Here is an 18,028-nt window from a genome sequence, read left to right as displayed (position 1 = left end):
GCGTTCCTCACAGGCCGGCATGGGCGGCGATGGCGGCGGCGATGGCCAGGGCCAGTTCGCCCGGCTTGCGTTTGATCGAGTAGTTCAGCAGCTCGGGATGGTTATCGACGAAGCTGGTGTTGAAGCGCCCACTGCGAAATTCGTCGTTGGCGAGAATCTGCTGGTAGTAGGTGGCGGTGGTCTTCACGCCCTGCACGCGCATGTCGTCCAGCGCACGAGAGCCACGGGCCAGGGCTTCTTCCCAGGTCAGCGCCCAGACGATCAGCTTCAGACACATGGAATCGTAGTACGGCGGGATGGTGTAGCCGGTGTAGATCGCCGTATCGGTGCGCACACCAGGCCCGCCGGGCGCGTAGTAGCGGGTGATCTTGCCGAACGATGGCAGGAAGTTGTTGCGCGGATCCTCGGCATTGATGCGGAACTGCAGGGCGAAACCGCGATACTGGATGTCTTCCTGCTTGACCGACAGCGGCAGGCCCGAGGCAATGCGGATCTGCTCGCGAACGATGTCGATGCCAGTGATTTCCTCGGTGATGGTGTGCTCCACCTGCACCCGGGTATTCATCTCCATGAAGTACACCTCGCCCTCGGCGAGCAGGAACTCCACGGTACCGGCATTCTCGTAGCCCACCGCCTGGGCGGCGCGCACGGCCAGGTCGCCGATGTAGGCGCGCTGCTCGGGCGTCAGTTGCGGGCTGGGCGCGATCTCGATGAGCTTCTGGTTGCGCCGCTGGATCGAGCAGTCGCGCTCGTACAGGTGCACGGTATTGCCGTGGCTGTCGGCGAGGATCTGCGCCTCGATGTGCTTGGGGTTGACGATGCACTTCTCGAGAAACACCTCGGCCGAACCGAAGGCCTTGGTCGCCTCGGAAATCACCCGCGGGAACGCCTGTTCCAGTTCCTCACGGCTGTTGCAGCGCCGGATGCCGCGGCCACCGCCACCGGAGGTCGCCTTGAGCATCACCGGATAACCGATACGCTCGCCTTCGAGCAGCGCCTCCTCGATACCCGCAACATTTCCCTCGGTGCCCGGCGTTACCGGCACACCGGCCTTGATCATGCTGCGGCGGGCTTCGGTCTTGTCGCCCATGCGGCGGATCACCTCGGCACTCGGGCCGATGAACTTGATGCCGCGGGCGGCGCATATTTCCGCCAGTTCGGCGTTCTCGGAGAGAAAGCCATAACCGGGGTGCAGCGCGTCGCAGCCGGTTTCCACAGCCAGGTTCACCAGCTTGCGCGGGTTGAGGTAGCCGGCCAGGGGATCGTCGCCGATGCCATAGGCCTCGTCGGCGCGCTTGACGTGCAGGGCCTGGCGGTCGGCGTCCGAATAGATGGCCACCGAACGAATGCCCATCTCGGCGCAGGCTCGCACGATGCGCACGGCGATCTCGCCACGGTTGGCTATCAGGATTTTCTTGATCACGAGCCAGCATCCTCGATCACGTGAACAGGCGACCCGAAGCGGGTCGGCGTATGGCCGCGGTACGTCCTCTCGGCCTTGCGCTTCACCCTACGCCCGCTAATGGATTAACCAAAATCAATAATTATTGGGTTAGGCATTAGTAAAAGCTTATGCTTGACGAAAATCCATCGCGAAAGAGGTGAATGAAATTCGTAAGTCATTGCTGCGCATGACATTTCGTCAGCTTCAGGTATTCCGCTCGGTATGCGACAACCGTTCGTACAGCCGCGCCGCCGAGGAAATGTCCCTGACCCAGCCGGCGGTCAGCCTGCAGATTCGCCAGCTTGAAGAGCTGCTTGGCCAGCCGCTGTTCGACTACGTGGGCAAGAAGCTGTACCTGACCGAAGCCGCCGAAGCGCTGCAGCGCGCCAGCGCCGACATCTTCGGCCGCCTGGAGAGCCTGGACATGCAACTGGCGGATCTGCAGGGTTCGCTGCAGGGCCAGTTGAGCCTGGCGATCGAGTCCAGCGCCAAATACTTCATGCCCCACCTGTTCGCCGCCTTTCGCCGCGAACACCCGGAGGTCAGCCTGCAACTGACGGTGGTCAATCACGCGCAGGCGGTCAGGCGCCTGAGCGCCAACCGCGACGACCTGCTGATCATGTCCCAGGTACCGGCGGATATGCCTCTGGAGTTTCTGCCCTTTCTCAACAATCCGATCATCGCCGTGGCACCACCCGATCATCCGCTATGCGCGCAGACCACGCTGCAGTTGCAGGATCTGTGCGCCTGGCCATTGCTGGTACGCGAGCCCGGCTCCGGCACGCGGCGGGCCTGCGAAGAATATTGCCATCAGAAACGCGCGCATTTCGCCCAGCTGCAGGAAGTCGGCTCCATGGAAGGGCAACGCGAAGGAGTGATCGCCGGACTGGGTTTGGCGCTGCTGCCGCGCCATGCAGTACGTCGCGAATTGCAACTGGGGGTACTGCGCGAGCTGCCGGTGGTCGAACTGCCGCTGCTGCGCAGCTGGTGCGTGGTGCATCCGCGAGGCAAATACCTGTCGCCGGTGGCACAGGCGTTCTTCGCTTTCGTGCGCAACCAGCGCACGCAGATCGGCGCCCTCGCCGAGCATTTCAGCAGCGTGACGAATCTGCCCTGACAATTTCGTATATGATATCCAAAACCTTCCTCCATTCGGTGCCGCCGCGTGCCTCTACCTCGATTCAATGCACCCAACCTGGGTATCGCTCCGTCTGCTTCGGAGGTGATCACCAAGCACCTGCGCGACGCCATCGTCTCCGGGCATTTCGCCGAAGACGAACCGGTGCGCCAGGACGACATCGCCAAACTGTTCAACGTCAGCAAGATTCCCGTGCGCGAGGCGCTCAAGCGCCTGGAGGCCGAGGGGCTGGTGGTGTTCCAGCGCAACAAGGGGGCGGTGGTCACGCGTATTTCCGAGCCGGAACTGGCGCAGATGTTCGAGGTGCGCATCCTCCTCGAGGACAAGGTGCTGCGCCTGGCCATTCCCAATATGACCGAGGAAACCTTCGCCCGTGCCGAACGCATCTGCGAGGAGTTCATCGGCGAAGACAACATCGGCCGCTGGGCCGAACTGAACTGGCAACTGCATGCCTGCCTGTACGAGCCGGCACAGCGACCGTTTCTGGTGAACCTGATCCGCTCCATCCACGACAAGCTGGAACGTTATCTGCGCATGCAGATGAGTCTGTCAGAGGGCAAGGATCGCGCCGACCGCGAGCACCGCGAGATCATCGCCGCCTGCCGCAGCCAGGATGTCGAACGTGCGGTCACCCTGCTCGACCAGCACATCATCGGCGTGTGCCGCAGCCTGTTCGAGCAGCTGCCCGAACACCGTTGAAGGGCAGGCTACAAAAAGGCGCAAGCGGCCGGTCAAAATTTGTATCGGATGTGCCGTGCAAATGTCGGATTACGCTTCGCTAATCCAACCTACGTTCTGCTCGACGTGTAGGGTGGATGACGCTCTTCTCATCCACCATCGCGGTTGCAGAAGGCCGTGATCCATGGTTCAACGCGGGTCACCGACCGGCTGCTTACTCCTTCTAACTGCCATCCTAGATCCGGTTGGAGGCATCCAGCGCCTTCAGCAGGCGGGCATCGTGGCCATAGATATCCGGGCGGAACTGCAGTTGCCCGTCACCGCCAACCTGCGCCGTCCAGTAGGCCATGAGGATCGGCACCGGTCGCGGCAGATCGGCGCGCAGCGTGCGACCACTTTCCCACTGCCTGGCGATACGCGCACGCTCGCTGGGTGTAGCTTCGGCGAGTAGCTGATCGACCAGTTCGGTTACCCGCTCGATGCGTACGCAACCCGAGCTGAACAACCGTGGCAGGTTGTCGAACAGGCGCTGGCTCGGCGTGTCGTGCAGGTACACCGAGAAGGGATTGGGAAAGCGGATCGCCACCTTGCCGAGCGGGCTGTGCGCCCCGGCCTCCTGACGGATCATCACACGACCGGGGCGTTCCCAGTCGACGCTGCGCGGGTCGACCGTATTTCCCTCATAGTCGATCACTCGCATATGGTTGGCCGCCAGGTAGCCGGCCGCATCGCGGCGCAGTTCCGGCAGCTTGTCTTCGCGCAGGATGGTCGGCGGAATCGTCCAGGTCGGGTTCAGGGTCAGGTGGGTGATACGCGAGCGCAGCAGCGGTGTCGGCCGCGCGGGACGCCCGACCTGAGTACGTGCCTGCCAGACGACGGCGTTATCGCGCAGGAACATCACTTCGGCGCCAGCGACGTCGATCAGCACGCTGGTCGGCTCGATCTCGTGGGACAACCAGCGCAGACGCTCCAGGTTGATGCGAATCTGATCCATGCGCTCACTGGCCGAGCGGTTCAGTTCGGCCAGCGTACCGGGGCCGACAATGCCGTCGGGCTTGAGCAGATGGTTGCGCTGGAACGCCTTGACCGCTTCGACCAGCGCCGTCGTGTATACCGAGGTTTCCTCGGCGACAAGCGCCGGCGCACCCTGGGACAGATCGCCATGCAATTGCAGTCGCTGCTCCAGCAGCGGCACCCGCCCGTCCACCGCGCCAGGGCGCAACAGTGTTCCGCCCGGAATCGCCAGCCATTGCGGCAGTTCCTGGCGGCGCAGCTCGGCATAGCGCTGGCGCAGCGCGCGATAGGGGCTGAAATCCGGGCGCGCCTGCTCGAAGGCCTGTGCCGGATCCGTCAGCCCCGCCTGAGCGATCGCCAGCAAGGGCGCCTGGCTCTGCTGCACGGCCATGCTCTCGGGCTCCCAGAGCGGCTCGACACGGGACTGCTCCAGCCGCCCGTAGGCCAAGTCACGCAATGCCTGCAGATAGGCCGTGGTGGCGAGCACCTCGACACAGGCCGAAAGGCGCGGCGAAGGGCTCTCGACCGCCGTCAGTTCACGTAGCGGCTCCAGGTGATAGGCGCGCGGCTCCAGGCCATCGTCCACCAGATTCTCCAGCTGAGCGAACAGTGCCGGCAGGTTCTGCTCACTCCACACCGGCTGCGCACCACGCAGCAGATAGAAGGGCTCCAGCCATTCGCGATCCTTGGCAGTAAGGTTCAGGGCGGGCGATACACAGGTCAGGCTGGGTTCGGCGAGCTGCTGCTCAAGGGGACTGGGCGACGTGGCATCGGCCAGTGCCAGAGGAGCGGTCAGGGCCAACGCCCAGGCAACGGATGAAGGGGGAGAAAACAAAACGCCGCTCCAGATTACGACAAAGTGAATGACAGCCCGTCGGATTCGCCCGCGGGTCAGAAGATTTCGGCTGTTAGAATCGCGGGCTTTGTTGTGCCCGCATCGCCTGGCGAAGGCTCGACATATCGATGGCCGAAACTCAGAGACTTGAAATGATGACCACGATTCAGCGAATTTGCTTAGCCTTTCTTTGCCTGGCATTGCCCGTTCCATCCGTGATGGCCGCCACCCTGGCGCCCGATCCCTTGCTGGAAAGCCTGTCCGCCGAAGCCCCGGCGTTGCAGCGCAAGGTACTCAACCATGCCATCGACGCCATGCGTTGCGCCATCAATAATGGCGCCGTACCGGCACAGCGACTGGCGGTCATCGACTTCTCCAAGCCCTCCAGCGAACGCCGCCTGTGGATCTTCGACCTGACCAGTAAACGCCTGCTGCTGCACGACCTGGTCGCCCATGGCCAGCAGTCCGGTGACAATTTCGCCACCCGCTTCTCCAACCGCGAAGGCAGCCACCAGTCCAGCATCGGCCTGTTCCGCACCCAGGAAAGCTACACCGGCAAGCACGGCTACTCGCTGCGCATGGACGGCCTGGAACCGGGCTTCAACGATCTCGCCCGCCAGCGCGCCATCGTCATCCATCCCGCCGATTACGTTAACCCGGCCTGGATCAAGACCCAGGGCCGCATCGGCCGCAGCCAGGGCTGCCCGGCGGTGCGCCCGGAAGTCGCCCGTATGGTGGTAGACAGCCTCAAGGGCGGCCAATTCATGTTTTCGTACTACCCGGACAAGCGCTGGCTGCAATCGTCGCTGTACATCAATTGCCAGCCCGGGCTGGTGGCGGGGATCGTCAGCGCCAAAGAAGGCTGAGACGCCGCAAAGGCGGGAGTAGACGTAGGGTGGACAACGCTCTTTTTGTCCACCATTGCGATTTCGGAGCGGTGGACGGGTCGGGCCGCGTAGGTGAAGCGTCGTGTACCCTACGAGAGGCCGCTACCGTCTTTCAACTGCCTACCTCACAGCTCCACAACTCCACCGCCGGCTGGCTCGCCGTTGGCGGGCCGAGCCACGCGCTGAAGGGTTGGCAGCCTTGGGCATCGCAAAGCTGATAGTCGCCAGCCTCGGGCGTGCGTCCGAGGCGTAGCGGTTGCAGGGGCGACAACTGGCGCTGGTAATGCCAGGCGCCGTCACGCAGCACGGCGCCGTCAGGGATTTCCATGCCGGCGCCGCTGCCGCGTACCCGCGCCTCACCGAGCAGTAGCCCGTCCGGGGTGACGCGGTAATCCTCTTCCCAGCGGATCTTCTCGATCGTGTGGTTCCAGGCCAGGGTGAAGGACGGTAAGGGCAGTTGCGCCCATACCGTCCCGGCAAGGCCCAGGCACAGACCGATCAAGCCGACGCCAGTTGAGCGCGACGGCGTGCACGCCAGACATGTTGGGCGATCAGCAAGATGCCCAACGCGTAACCGATCTCGTCACTGATCGGCAACGCCAGGATCAGCGCGACACCAGCGGCGAAAGCCCAGATACGCTCCCACCAGGCCATGCGCATATTCAGATAGCCAACCACGGCCATCCCCCACAACCCGACCGCAAACACTGTCTTGACGAACATGTACAGCGTTGCCCCCCAGCTATCGCCCTGCATCATCAGCGCCGGGTCGTACACCGCCATGAAGGGCACGACGAAACCGGCGGCGGCGATACGCACTGCCCACAGGCTGATCTTGAAGCCGTTTTCCTTGGCGATCGGTGCCGCCGCGAAACAGGCCAGCGCCACAGGCGGCGTCAGGTCGGCCATCAGGCCGAAATAGAATACGAACATGTGCGAAACGATCAGCGGCACGCCCAGATCCAGCAGCGCCGGCGCGGCGATGGCGCTGGTGATGATGTAGTTGGGAATGGTCGGGATACCCATACCGAGGATCAGGCAGGTGACCATGGTCAGCACCAGCGACAGAAACAGGTTGTTCTGGCCGACCGCAAGGATGTAACCGGCAAAGGTGGTGGCGATACCGGTCAGCGACACCACACCGATGATCACACCAACCAGAGCACAGGCGATCCCCACAGGAATCGCATGTCGAGCACCTTCCACCAGTGCATGTAAACACGCCTGCAGCGTTTCACGGCCGCCCTTGATGAACCAGCATGCCAGTACCAACGCGCCGATCACCCCGAACACCACGCCGATGCCCAACTGGAAGAAACCAGCGCAGAGAATCCCCAACGCAATCCAGAAGACCATGCGCATCACTTTGGACGACACCTTGAGGATGATCGCCGAGCCAAGGATCACGATAGCTGTGAGCGCGAGGCCGACAGTGCCCGAGAACATTGGCGTACGCCCGGAGAACAGCAGGTATACCAAGACCAGTAGCGGTATCAGCAGGAACCAGCGTTGCTTGACCGCGGCCCAGGCGCTGGGACACTGATCTTTCGGCAGTCCGCGCAAGTTGGCGCTCTTGGCTTCCAGATGCACCATCCAGAAAACCGCGCCGAAATACAACATCGCAGGGATCAGCGCAGCCTTGGCGACTTCCACGTAAGGTACGTTGATGGTTTCGGCCATGATGAAGGCCACAGCCCCCATCACTGGCGGCATGATCTGGCTACCCATGCTCGCCGTGGCCTCTACAGCGCCCGCGAATGCCGGCCGGTAACCGAAGCGCTTCATCAGCGGGATGGTGAACTGCCCGGTGGTGACCACGTTGGCCACGCCAGAACCGGTGATGGTGCCCATCAGTGCCGACGAAACGACCGAGACCTTGGCCGGACCACCGAGCTTGTGACCGAACAAACCCATGGCGAAGTCGGTGAACAGTTTGATCATCCCCGCTTGCTCGAGGAATGCACCGAACAGAATGAACAGAAAGATGTAGGTCGCCGATACATAGGTAGGCGTACCGTAGAATCCTTCGGTGCCGAACGACAGCTGGTTGATGATCTGATCGAAGCCGTAGCCCCGGTGTGCCAGATCGCCCGGCAGGTATTCGCCGAATAGGCCGTAGAGCAGGAACAGCCCGCAGATCAGCGGTAAAGCGATGCCCATCACCCGCCGGGCCGCCTCGAAGATCAACACCGTCAGCGCAACGCCCACCACCATATCAGCCGCGCTCAGATCACCGGAGCGCTGAATCAGGTCAGCTTCGAAATACCACTGATAGGCGAATGTGGCCATCCCGGCAAGACCCAGCAGCCAGGCCAGCGGTTGCCAGGGGCGACCGTTGCCACGTGAGGGATAGCAGAGAAATACCATCAGCAGCAGAAAGCCGATGTGACCGGCGCGCAGCACCTGACTGGACACCGGATGGAAGGCCGCCGTGATGATCTGGTAAGTGGAGAACAGCAAGGCGGTGTAGAACAACGCCTTCGGCCATTCGCTCGGGCTGGCGCTCAGCCCCTGATGTTCACTCATGCTGGTCACACCTTCACTGACGCCCAAAGGGCGGAGAATCGGACTGCGAGTGGAGACGTGCCATCCGTCGATGACAGATACCCACTCGGCGAATCGACAAACGCGCCAGGCTGGCTATCGAGCGAGCCTGGCGACAGCGACTACTTGAGTACGCCGGCTTCCTTGTAGAAACGCTCGGCACCCGGATGCAGGGGGATCGGCAGACCTTCGGTAGCGGTTTCCAACTTGATGTCGTTGGCCGCCGAGTGCGAATTGACCAGGCGTGGCAGGTTATCGAACATCAGTTTGGTCATCTGGTAGGCGATCTCTTCGTCGACCCCCTCATGGCTGACCAGAATGTTAATGATCGCCGCGGTCGGTACATCCTGATCCTGGCCGTCGTAGGTACCGGCCGGAATGACGCGCGCCTGGTAGGCACTGCTGCCGATCTTGGCCACCACGTCTTCCGGAATGGCCACGAAGTTGATCGGCACCATCGACGCCAGGTCACGGATAGCGGCCATACCCAGACCAGAGGACTGCAGCGTGGCATCCAGTTGGCGGTTCTTGATCAGCTCGACCGACTCGGCGTATGGCATGAACTCGACCCGACCCATGTCCTTGTAGCTCAGGCCGGCAGCCTTGAAGATCGCCCGGGCATTGAGTTCGGTACCGGACTTCGGCGCGCCGACCGAGATGCGCTTGCCCTTGAGGTCTTCCAGGGTCTTGATCCCGGACTCCTTGCTGGCAACGATCTGGATGTAGTTCGGGTAGGTGGCGGCGATGGCGCGAATCTTGGTCAGCGGCGCCTTGAAGCCGGCATCCTCGACACCCTTCCAGGCATCGTCCACCGAATCGCCGAGGGAGAAGGCCAGCTCACCGCGGCCGCTTTGCAGCAGATTGAGGTTTTCCACCGAGGCCTTGGTCGCCTGCACGGACGTCTTGGCGCCATCGATACCATTGCCGTAAATCTGCGACAGGGCCACGCCAATCGGGTAGTAAACCCCACTGGTACCGCCGGTGAGCACGTTGATGAAGGTGGGCGCAGCGAGCACCGCGGTGCTGGCAGTGAGAGCCGCTGCGGCGGCGAAGAGGCTGAAGCGCTTGGTCAGTCGCATGGTGTTTCTCCGTGATTATTCTTGTCAGAGAGCCGGTTCGGGATCGGTGACCAGAGAAAACGGAGAACGACAAACAGAGAGAGAAAAAATACTCTGCAGATGACGACCTGTTGTCTTTCTTATGGTCACCGACTCAGATGCCGGTTGCCCAAGAGCCATTGCAGGTGTCATGCCAGTAGCGAAGATCCGCATGCCAGAGCGGCCCAAGGATTTCAGCGGAAAGGAAACCAGCAAAATCCCGCCGGTTGCCGGATAGGTAACCGGCAAGATTCCGCTCAGAAAGACCGACGGGTTACTGCGCCTCTCTCAGCAACCGCTCACGGTTTTTGTACGTCTGCCAAATGCAATTCGAAGTCTCACGGGCGCACATGAGCGGACTGCTTTCAGGCGTTAGCGGCCGTAGGGTGGATCGGGGCGCGTAGCTGACGCTCTTTTCATCCACCATCGCGATCGCAGAGCGGTGGACGGATCGGGCCGCGTAGGAAAGCGTCGTCCACCCGACAAGCCGCTTACGCCTTGTCCCGGTCATTAACATCGCAATGGCGAACAGGCCCTCAGGCGAGATTCAATCCTCGTCGTTGCTACCCGCCGGCCGATAGGTACTGCGCTGCAGGCCGTGGCGATGCATCTTTTCATTGAGGGTACGGCGCGGCACCTGCAGTAGTTCCATGGTCTGCAGGATACTGCCGCGGCAGCGCAGCAAGGCGTTGTGCAGACACTGCGCCTCGAAGGCTTCCATCTGTCCGGCGAGAGACTGGCTGCCCTCTTCCTGCGTCGCGCCGCTCAGGCCCAGGGCATGGCGTTCGGCGGCGTTGATCAGCTCGCGTACGTTACCCGGCCACTCATGGCCGAGCAGGCCGGCCAGCTCGGCTGGCGTGAGGGGTTCGAAACTGCGGCCATGGCGCTGCGCGGCCTCCTCGGCGAAGTGTTCGAACAGCAGCGAAATATCCTCGCGGCGCTCACGCAACGCGGGAATCTGCAAGGTGGCGACATTCAGCCGATAGAGCAGGTCTTCCCGGAAACGCCCGGCACGCACCTCGTCGAGCAAGTCCGGCTTCACCGCGCTGATCACCCGCAGGTCGACGCGGATGCTGCGGTTGGAGCCCAAGCGCTCCAGGGTCTTTTCCTGCAGTACACGCAGCAGCTTGACCTGCTGGGCCAGCGGCAGGCTTTCCACTTCGTCGAGAAACAGGGTGCCGCCGTCGGCATGCTCGATACGGCCGATACGCTTGCTCTGGGCGCCAGTGAAGGCGCCGCTTTCATGGCCGAACAGTTCGCTCTCGAACAGGTGCTCGGGAATCGCTGCGCAGTTGAGGGCCACGAACGGCTTGTCGGCGCGCTCGCTGAAATCGTGCAGGCAGCGCGCCACGCGCTCCTTGCCGGAACCGGTCTCGCCGCGAATCAGCACGTTCACCGAAGTGCCGGCCAGGTCGAGAATCTGCCGGCGCAAACGCACCATGGATCGCGACACACCAAGCAATTGCGCGGCGATTCCGTCCTTGAGGGCGAATTGCTGACGCAGGGCGCGGTTCTCGCAGACCAGGCGGCGTTTTTCCAGGGCACGGCGTACGGTGTCGAGCAGGCGATCCGGGGTGAAGGGTTTTTCGATGAAATCGTAGGCGCCCTGCTTGAGCGCCTGTACGGCCATCGGCACATCGCCGTGCCCGGTGATCATGATTACCGGCAGATCGCGGTCGAGTTCGACCACCCTGCTCAGCAGTTGCAAACCATCGGTGCCGGGCATGCGCACATCGCTGATCAATACGCCGGGAAAGTCGACGTCGACCAGCGCCAGCGCCTGGGCGGCATTGGCACAGGCGTGCACGCTGAAGCCGGACAGCTCCAGCCATTGCTGCGCCGCCTCGCGGATCGCTGCTTCATCATCGACGACGATTACCTGACCGCCCATATCACCTCCTGATTCGAACGCGCAGTGTACCGCCAGGCCCTTGGCGCGATGGCACAAAGTTGGCGAACCTCCTCATCATCCGGCACGCTGCAGGCGCAGGGTGAATACCGCGCCTTCGCGACCATTGCGCACCTCCAGGTTGCCACCCAGATCGCGCACGATGCCGTAGGAAATCGCCAGCCCCAGCCCCAGGCCCTCGCCCACCGGTTTGGTGGTGAAGAACGGCTCGAACACGCTACCCAGATGCTCCTCGAGAATACCACCACCACTGTCGCTGACCTGCAGCAGACAGCTGTCGCCCTGCAGCTCGATGACCACACCGAGCACCCGTTGGGGGCTGTCGAGCATGGCATCCAGGGCATTGTTGAGCAGGTTGAGAATCACCTGTTCCAGGCGAATGGCATCGCCGTAGACCCGCGCTTCGCTGCGGATTTCGCGGCGCAGCTCGACCTGTTCGCTGCGCAGCCGCGGCGCCAGCAGCAACAGCGCCTGCTCCAGCACGTCGCTGAGCAGCAGGCGCTCGTTGAGTCCGGCCGGGCTTTTGCGAGCGAAGCTCTTCAAGTGGCTGGTCAGGCTGGCCATGCGCTGCAACAGGCCGTCGATGCGGATCAGGCCTTCGCGCACCTCGCGTTCGCGACCGTTGTCGAGCAGCAGCCCGAGGCTGCCGAGGTGCATCTGGATGGCCGTCAGCGGTTGATTGATTTCATGGGCCATGGCTGCCGACATCTGCCCCAGTGCCGCCATCTTCGCCGCATGCACCAGCCCCTCCTGTGCCTCGCGCAGTTCGGCGGTGCGCAGTGTCACCTCGCGTTCGAGGTTCTCGCGGATGCTCGCCTGCAGCCGCTGGTTCTTGCGGCGTTGCAGCAGGAACAGCACCAGGAACACCAGGGTCAGCCATACGCCAGCTGCGGCCAGGCGATAGCTGCGCGCCGTGTCGCCCAGGCTGTTTTCCTCGATCAGCAGGTGCAACGTCCAGGCCTCGCTGGCCAGTTCCTGGCGCTGCCACAGGTAACTGTGCCGGCCATCGGGGCCGTCAATGATCATCCAGTCGGCATTCCCTTCGAAATAGCGCCCCGGCTCCTTGGCTAACAACTCAAGAGGGCGTTCGGCATACTTGCGCACCTCCACGAGCTCGGCTTGATCGAGCTCGTCCAGCTCCTCCAGGGCACGAAAACGCCAGGCCGGTCGGCTGCTGAGAATTACCACGCCGTAACTGTCGGCCACCAGTAGCACGCCGGGTTGGCCGACCCATTCACGCTGCAGCTCCTCCAGCTCGAGCTTGACCACCAGCACGCCAGTCACCGCGCCGTTATCGTCGTACACCGCATGTGACAGGAAGTAGCCCGGCACGCCGGTGGTCACCCCGACCGCGAAATAGCGACCCGAAGTACGGTGCAGAGCGTCCTGAAAATAGGGGCGGAAACCGTAGTTGCTACCAACGAAACTGCTCCACTCGTTCCAGTTGCTGGCCGCCAGGGTCAGGCCCTGACGGTCGATCAGGTACAGCACGCTGGCGCCGGCGGCGGCGTTGAGCAGTTCGAGGCGACGATTGAGTTTGTCGCGCAACTGCGGATCGTTCGGCGCCTGCAGCAGCGCCTGGATGTCGCTGTCCATGGACAGCAGTTGCGGTACCGAGCGAAAGCGGTCGACCAGCGTCTGGATCGATTGCGCATAAAGCTGCAACTGCCCGTGGGCCTCGCTGCTGCGATCCTCCCAGGCCCGTTGCTCGGCATAACGGCTGGCCAGCCACAAGCTGACAGCCAGGCCGAAGATGACCGAGAACACGATGGCGACGATGCGATAACGCAGAAACAGGGCGGTCATGCACGACTCGAATTTTTATGATGCCGGCATGTTAGCCCGAAATGCATGCGGGTCGTGTGAGGGATCGCCAGGGGATAGGCGACCGTTCAAGGGAGCTGGCTCTGGGTGCGGATGATATGCCCACCACCTTCCCACCCCAGGTGGCCAAGGCCATGGCCCTTGGCGCAAAAGAAAGCGGCCAGCTGCAAACACACCGGGCAGCGCGCTTTTGCTGGCCGCCTGTGGCTTGCAACTGGCCGCTGCGCTAGCGGTAAATATCCGCGCGCGTCCAGGGCAGATCGTGGCTGCCGTCGGCCTGGGGTTTGAGCGCGAGTATCTGGTGCAGGCTCATCCAGCCACGGGCGAAGCCATAAGCGCAGCCCGCCAGGTACAGACGCCAGATACGCACCGCCCGCTCCGGTACCAGCTGCGCCGCGTCTTGCAGACGTGCTTCCAGGCGCGCACTCCAGTGTTCCAGAGTACGGGCGTAATGCAGGCGCAGGTTTTCCACATCCATCACCTCCAGGCCAGCGTCAGCGAGGTGGCGGGTGATGGTGGACAGATGTGGTAACTCGCCATGGGGAAACACATAGCGACCGATGAACTCACCGGCACCGCGTCCCACCGGGCGGCCATCGCTGTGCTTGGCGGTGATGCCGTGGTTCATCACCAGCCCGCCGGCCTTCACCGCACCGAACAGGCGCTGGCAGTACAACGGCAGGTTGGCGTGGCCAACGTGCTCGAACATGCCGACACTGACCACCTTGTCGAAGCGGCCGTCCTGGGGCAGGTCACGGTAGTCCTGCAGTTCCAGGCGCACCCGGTCGTCCAGCCCCTCTTCGTGCACCCGTTGGCGGCCCAGTTGCAACTGGGCCTGGCTGAGGGTGATGCCGTACACCTCGGCACCGAACTCCCGCGCGGCCAGGCGGGCCAGCCCCCCCCAGCCACAACCCACGTCCAGCAAGCGCTCACCGGGTTGCAGACGCAACTTGCGACACAGATGGCGCAGCTTGGCCAACTGGGCCTGTTCCAGGGTCTGCTCGGGCGACTCGAAATAGGCGCAGGAGTAGACCATCTGCTCATCCAGCCAGAGCGAGTAAAAGTCGTTGGACAGATCGTAATGGTAGCTGATGTCGGCGGCATCGCTGGCCTTGTCGTGACGGCTGTAGTGCGCGTCACTTTCCTCGGCCTCGCCCAACAGCGCCTGACTGAGTGCATCGCCCAGCGCGATGACCTCGTCGATCGCCCCCTCGATCTCGCAACGCCCCTCGACATAGGCGCTGCCCAGAGCATCGAGACTGGGCTGGGTCAGTTGCGAGAGCATGCTCGGATCCCTGACCACCAGGGTGACTTGCGGCTGCGGGCCGAGATCGAGCTGATTGCCGTCCCACAGACGGATACGCAGCGGCAATTGCAGGTCACGCAGGACGGGCGGCAAATAGGCAAGCATCGGATACCTCCACCGTTTTGACGATCAAAACAAGCGTAGACCAGTTGTTCGCTATTCGAGGCTATCGAAGCGATAGCGTGAAACAATCAGCGCCGTGAGTCCGTCACGTCCCGAATCGACAGCTCGGGTACCGGGCGGCCGTGGATCAGTTGCTCGTCCACCAGCCGCGCCACGTCCGCCTCGCTGCGGATCCGGTACCAGGCGCCGGGTGGATAGACGCTCAGGGTCGGCCCCTGGTCGCAGGGAAACTGGCACTGGGTGCGGGTGATATGCACACCACCGTCACACTCCAGCCGACCGGCCGCCTTGACCCGCTCGCGCAGCGCCTTCCACAACGGCAGGGCTCCGCGCCGGGTGCAGCGTGGGCCGTTGCAAAGCAACACACGGTATTGGTGGGCGGGGATCTTCGACCAGGCATGGCTGGATGGCAGCGCCGGTACGTCGACGCAGCTCAGGTGCAGTTCCGGCCGTTCGATCAGTGCACAGGCGGCCGCTGCCGCATCGGCGTCGAGCTGGCCGAACAGGCTGGTGACGAAAACCCGTGAAGGATCGACCAGGCCGGCCAGTTCGCTGCGCAGCCAGTCGACATGCTGGCTGCTGCTCTGTGCTTCGAGGTCGATCACCAGCAACGTTCCGCTGCCCTCACGCACACGCAGCCAGAGGTCGTCGTGACCCGCCGCGGTATCGACGATTTCCGCCAACGCACCCTGCCCACGCAGCTCGACCAGGCGGGCACGAAACAGCTCGGCGAACGATCCCTGCAGCAGATCCGGGCCGGCGAACAGCACCTGAGCGTATGGCGTGGTGGTCATGGGGGCTCCATAAAAGGGCGGCAGTGTAGCAGCCGTTCAGATACCGATTGCCAGCAGCGCCTGCCACAGCGCCTCAGGCGCCTCGAACTGCCGCTCGACCGCAGGCAGCTCCGGACGCTGCAACACCAGCACCGGCACACCGCGCTCACGGGCGACCTGCAGTTTGTGCTCGGTGGCGGCGCTGCCACTGTTCTTGCTCACCAGCACATCGCAATCCAGGCGCTCGAACAGCGCGCGCTCGTCTTCCAGGCTGAATGGCCCGCGGGCGCCGATCACCTCGGCGCGTGCTGTAGCGGGCTGACTTTGCAGACAGCGCACCGTCCAGTGCTGGTGGGCGGGAATCTCCTGCAGATGCTCCAGTGGTTCGCGGCCGAGGGTGAACAGTGGCCGCTGAAAATCGCCGAGTGCCGCGATCAGCGTCGGCCAATCGAATACCTCGCGCCAGTCATCCCCAGGCAAGGCCTGCCAGCCCGGCCGACGCAGTGCCCAGCAGGCGATCCCTGCCCGTTGCGCGGCGCGGGCGGCGTTATGGCTGATCTGCGCGGCATAGGGGTGGGTCGCGTCGACCAGCAGATCGATTCCCTGCTCGCGGATGAAGCCAGCAAGGCCCTCGGCGCCGCCGAAACCACCGATGCGCACCTGGCAAGCGAGGTCATCCGGCACCCTGCCCAACCCGGCCAGGCTGTATATGTGCGCCGGCCCAAGGCGCCGGGCGAGACTCAGCGCCTCACCGATACCGCCCAGCAACAGCACGCGGGTCATGACGACTCGGCCGGCTTGCTGACGTGCAGCAGGGTGATCGGCAACGCGGCGCGCCAGGTGTCGAAACCACCGAGTGGCCGGGCCTGAGCCACTTCGATGCGGGTCAGCTCGCCGCCGTGTTCACCGCGAAAGGCGATCAGCGCCGCTTCGCTCTGCAGGGTCACGGCATTGGCCACCAGCCGGCCACCCGGCTTGAGCCCGCGCCAGCAGCTATCCAGCACACCGGGTGCGGTAACGCCGCCGCCGATGAAGATCGCATCTGGCGCCGCCAGCCCCTCCAGCGCCTCGGGTGCCCGCCCGGCCACCAGTTGCAGCCCCGGCACGCCGAGGGCATCGCGGTTGTGGATGATATGGCCCTGGCGCCCTTCGTCAGCCTCGATGGCGATGGCCCGACAAGCGGGATGAGCGCGCAGCCACTCGATGCCAATGGAGCCGCAGCCGGCACCGACATCCCAGAGCAGTTCGCCGGGCAGCGGCGCCAAACGCGCCAGGGTGATGGCGCGCACGTCGCGCTTGGTGAGTTGCCCATCATGACGATAGGCGTCGTCCGGCAGACCGGGCGTGAGCGGCAGACACCTGGCGTCATCGCCGGCCACGCAGTCGATCGCCACCAGGTTGAGATCGGCCGCCCGATCCAGCGACCAGCCCCCGGCCAGGCCGTCGATCCGCCGCTCCCGCTCACCGCCCAGGTGCTCGAAGACGCTCAGCCGACTGGGCCCGAAACCGCGCTCGCATAGCAGCTCGGCGATGGCTGCCGGGCTCGCGCCATCATTGCTCAGCACCAGCAGGCGCACGCCGGGATGAATCTGCGCATTGAGTGCCGCCAGCGGTCGGCCAACCAGCGAGACCAGGGTCGTGGTCTGCAGCGGCCAGCCCAGGCGAGCCGCCGCCAGCGAGCAGGACGAAGGCGCCGGCAGGATGTGCAGCTCCTCGCTCGGCAACTCGCGAGCCAGGCTGGCACCGACACCGAAGAGCATCGGGTCACCGCTGGCCAGCACGCAGACCGGCGTGCCGCGCTGCGCCAGCACCGGTGCCAGGGAAAAGGGCCTGGGCCAGGCCAGACGCGTGGCACCGATGCAGCGCGGCAGCAGGGCCAACTGGCGTTCGCTGCCGAACACCTGGCCAGCCTTGAGCAGGGCATGCCGCGCCGCCTTGCCGAGGCCGGCATAGCCGTCTTCTCCAATGCCCACGACGGTCAGCCAGGGTGTCATGCGTTTTCCTCAATTGTCAGTCCTGTGGACAACGCTCTTTTTGTCCACCATTTACGATGGTAAGGCGGTGGACGGATAAAGCGTCGTCCACCCTACAAAAGGCCGCTTCGGGCCTTCCGCGCACATACCGGAACGGGAGTATCCGACGACGCGGCTTTTCATCCGGGTGGGCAAAGCGGGCATAATAGCGTCTTCGTCGGTGTCCGTCGGCTACGTGGTACGTAGGCGCGGGCCTAAGAGGGAACACGAGCGGAGCATTCTGCCGCGTGGCTGCCCCCGCAACTGTACGCAGCGAGCGCATGTGCCAACCGCCACTGGGAAACCGGGAAGGCCGGCCACGCGCCATGACCTGCGAGCCAGGAGACCTGCCGACGGATTCAGTCGCATGTGCCCACACCGGGCGGGGTGTCCCGGTGATAGAAGCTCGACCTTCTCTGGCCTATCCTCGAACGGATGCCCATG

14 protein-coding genes and 1 riboswitch are annotated in these 18,028 nt (G+C 63.7%); of the genes, 3 read left to right on the top strand and 11 right to left on the bottom strand.

Features of this window, described 5'->3' with window-relative positions; translation table 11 throughout:
• Window positions 1–7: 7 nt before the first annotated feature.
• Window positions 8–1,423 (bottom strand): acetyl-CoA carboxylase biotin carboxylase subunit, encoded by a 1,416-nt coding sequence (locus DNK10_RS12905; RefSeq protein ID WP_131179314.1) that lies wholly within the window; start codon window positions 1,421–1,423, stop codon window positions 8–10.
• 187 nt (window positions 1,424–1,610) lie between these two features.
• On the opposite strand from DNK10_RS12905, the gene DNK10_RS12900 reads away from it, so the two are divergent.
• A complete protein-coding gene (locus DNK10_RS12900; RefSeq protein WP_131179467.1) occupies window positions 1,611–2,561 on the top strand; it encodes a LysR family transcriptional regulator in 951 nt (316 codons plus the stop codon).
• A gap of 48 nt (window positions 2,562–2,609) precedes the next feature.
• A complete protein-coding gene (locus DNK10_RS12895; protein ID WP_131179315.1) occupies window positions 2,610–3,281 on the top strand; it encodes a GntR family transcriptional regulator in 672 nt (223 codons plus the stop codon).
• Between the two features lie 214 nt (window positions 3,282–3,495).
• Here DNK10_RS12895 and DNK10_RS12890 read toward each other — a convergent pair whose 3' ends face one another.
• Entirely contained in the window at window positions 3,496–5,109 is a 1,614-nt protein-coding gene (locus tag DNK10_RS12890) for a L,D-transpeptidase family protein (RefSeq protein WP_131191831.1), read from the bottom strand.
• A 152-nt stretch (window positions 5,110–5,261) separates the two neighbouring features.
• Between DNK10_RS12890 and DNK10_RS12885 the strand changes: the two genes are divergently transcribed.
• Window positions 5,262–5,975 carry a murein L,D-transpeptidase catalytic domain family protein gene (locus tag DNK10_RS12885; RefSeq protein ID WP_131179317.1) on the top strand — a complete coding sequence of 238 codons (714 nt, stop codon included), beginning with the start codon at window positions 5,262–5,264 and terminating at the stop codon, window positions 5,973–5,975.
• A 133-nt stretch (window positions 5,976–6,108) separates the two neighbouring features.
• On the opposite strand, the gene DNK10_RS12880 is transcribed toward DNK10_RS12885, so the two are convergent.
• From DNK10_RS12880 to cbiE, 9 genes are all read right to left on the bottom strand, one after another.
• On the bottom strand, window positions 6,109–6,498 hold the full coding sequence (locus tag DNK10_RS12880; protein WP_131179318.1) for a DUF1850 domain-containing protein: 390 nt from the start codon (window positions 6,496–6,498) through the stop codon (window positions 6,109–6,111).
• Window positions 6,495–8,522, bottom strand: a complete 2,028-nt coding sequence (locus DNK10_RS12875) for a TRAP transporter permease (RefSeq protein ID WP_131191830.1) — start codon at window positions 8,520–8,522, stop codon at window positions 6,495–6,497. The genes DNK10_RS12880 and DNK10_RS12875 overlap by 4 nt, the downstream gene beginning before the upstream one ends.
• Before the next feature lie 140 nt (window positions 8,523–8,662).
• A complete protein-coding gene (locus tag DNK10_RS12870) occupies window positions 8,663–9,619 on the bottom strand; it encodes a TAXI family TRAP transporter solute-binding subunit (protein ID WP_131179320.1) in 957 nt (318 codons plus the stop codon).
• A 565-nt stretch (window positions 9,620–10,184) separates the two neighbouring features.
• Window positions 10,185–11,528: a sigma-54-dependent transcriptional regulator gene (locus DNK10_RS12865; RefSeq protein ID WP_131191829.1), complete on the bottom strand. Its 1,344-nt coding sequence runs from the start codon at window positions 11,526–11,528 to the stop codon at window positions 10,185–10,187.
• A 75-nt stretch (window positions 11,529–11,603) separates the two neighbouring features.
• Complete coding sequence (locus tag DNK10_RS12860) at window positions 11,604–13,352, bottom strand: sensor histidine kinase (RefSeq protein WP_131191828.1); 1,749 nt, start codon at window positions 13,350–13,352, stop codon at window positions 11,604–11,606.
• A gap of 244 nt (window positions 13,353–13,596) precedes the next feature.
• Entirely contained in the window at window positions 13,597–14,781 is a 1,185-nt protein-coding gene (gene cfaB, locus DNK10_RS12855; RefSeq protein ID WP_131191827.1) for a C17 cyclopropane fatty acid synthase CfaB, read from the bottom strand.
• A gap of 86 nt (window positions 14,782–14,867) precedes the next feature.
• Window positions 14,868–15,593 (bottom strand): (2Fe-2S) ferredoxin domain-containing protein, encoded by a 726-nt coding sequence (locus DNK10_RS12850; RefSeq protein WP_131191826.1) that lies wholly within the window; start codon window positions 15,591–15,593, stop codon window positions 14,868–14,870.
• A 36-nt stretch (window positions 15,594–15,629) separates the two neighbouring features.
• A complete protein-coding gene (locus DNK10_RS12845) occupies window positions 15,630–16,355 on the bottom strand; it encodes a cobalt-precorrin-6A reductase (protein WP_131191825.1) in 726 nt (241 codons plus the stop codon).
• The gene (gene cbiE, locus DNK10_RS12840) at window positions 16,352–17,566 is read right to left on the bottom strand and encodes a precorrin-6y C5,15-methyltransferase (decarboxylating) subunit CbiE (RefSeq protein ID WP_131191824.1); all 1,215 of its coding nucleotides are present in this window, start codon (window positions 17,564–17,566) and stop codon (window positions 16,352–16,354) included. Before cbiE ends, DNK10_RS12845 begins: the two co-directional genes overlap by 4 nt.
• Window positions 17,567–17,746: 180 nt before the next feature.
• A riboswitch (cobalamin riboswitch) is annotated at window positions 17,747–17,953 on the top strand.
• Window positions 17,954–18,028 lie beyond the last annotated feature (75 nt).

This window comes from Phytopseudomonas daroniae (assembly GCF_004327275.1).
Lineage (GTDB): Bacteria > Pseudomonadota > Gammaproteobacteria > Pseudomonadales > Pseudomonadaceae > Aquipseudomonas > Aquipseudomonas daroniae.
Note: the sequence above shows the minus strand (reverse complement) of the source record. Positions and strands in the feature narration are given on the sequence as shown.

Coding starts and splice junctions, on each gene's coding strand:
- DNK10_RS12865 (WP_131191829.1), bottom strand. CDS start 11,528: ATGGGCGGTCAGGTAATCGTCGTCGATGATGAAGCAGCGATCCGCGAG.
- DNK10_RS12885 (WP_131179317.1), top strand. CDS start 5,262: ATGATGACCACGATTCAGCGAATTTGCTTAGCCTTTCTTTGCCTGGCA.
- DNK10_RS12870 (WP_131179320.1), bottom strand. CDS start 9,619: ATGCGACTGACCAAGCGCTTCAGCCTCTTCGCCGCCGCAGCGGCTCTC.
- DNK10_RS12860 (WP_131191828.1), bottom strand. CDS start 13,352: ATGACCGCCCTGTTTCTGCGTTATCGCATCGTCGCCATCGTGTTCTCG.
- DNK10_RS12850 (WP_131191826.1), bottom strand. CDS start 15,593: ATGACCACCACGCCATACGCTCAGGTGCTGTTCGCCGGCCCGGATCTG.
- DNK10_RS12875 (WP_131191830.1), bottom strand. CDS start 8,522: ATGAGTGAACATCAGGGGCTGAGCGCCAGCCCGAGCGAATGGCCGAAG.
- DNK10_RS12845 (WP_131191825.1), bottom strand. CDS start 16,355: ATGACCCGCGTGCTGTTGCTGGGCGGTATCGGTGAGGCGCTGAGTCTC.
- cbiE (WP_131191824.1), bottom strand. CDS start 17,566: ATGACACCCTGGCTGACCGTCGTGGGCATTGGAGAAGACGGCTATGCC.
- cfaB (WP_131191827.1), bottom strand. CDS start 14,781: ATGCTTGCCTATTTGCCGCCCGTCCTGCGTGACCTGCAATTGCCGCTG.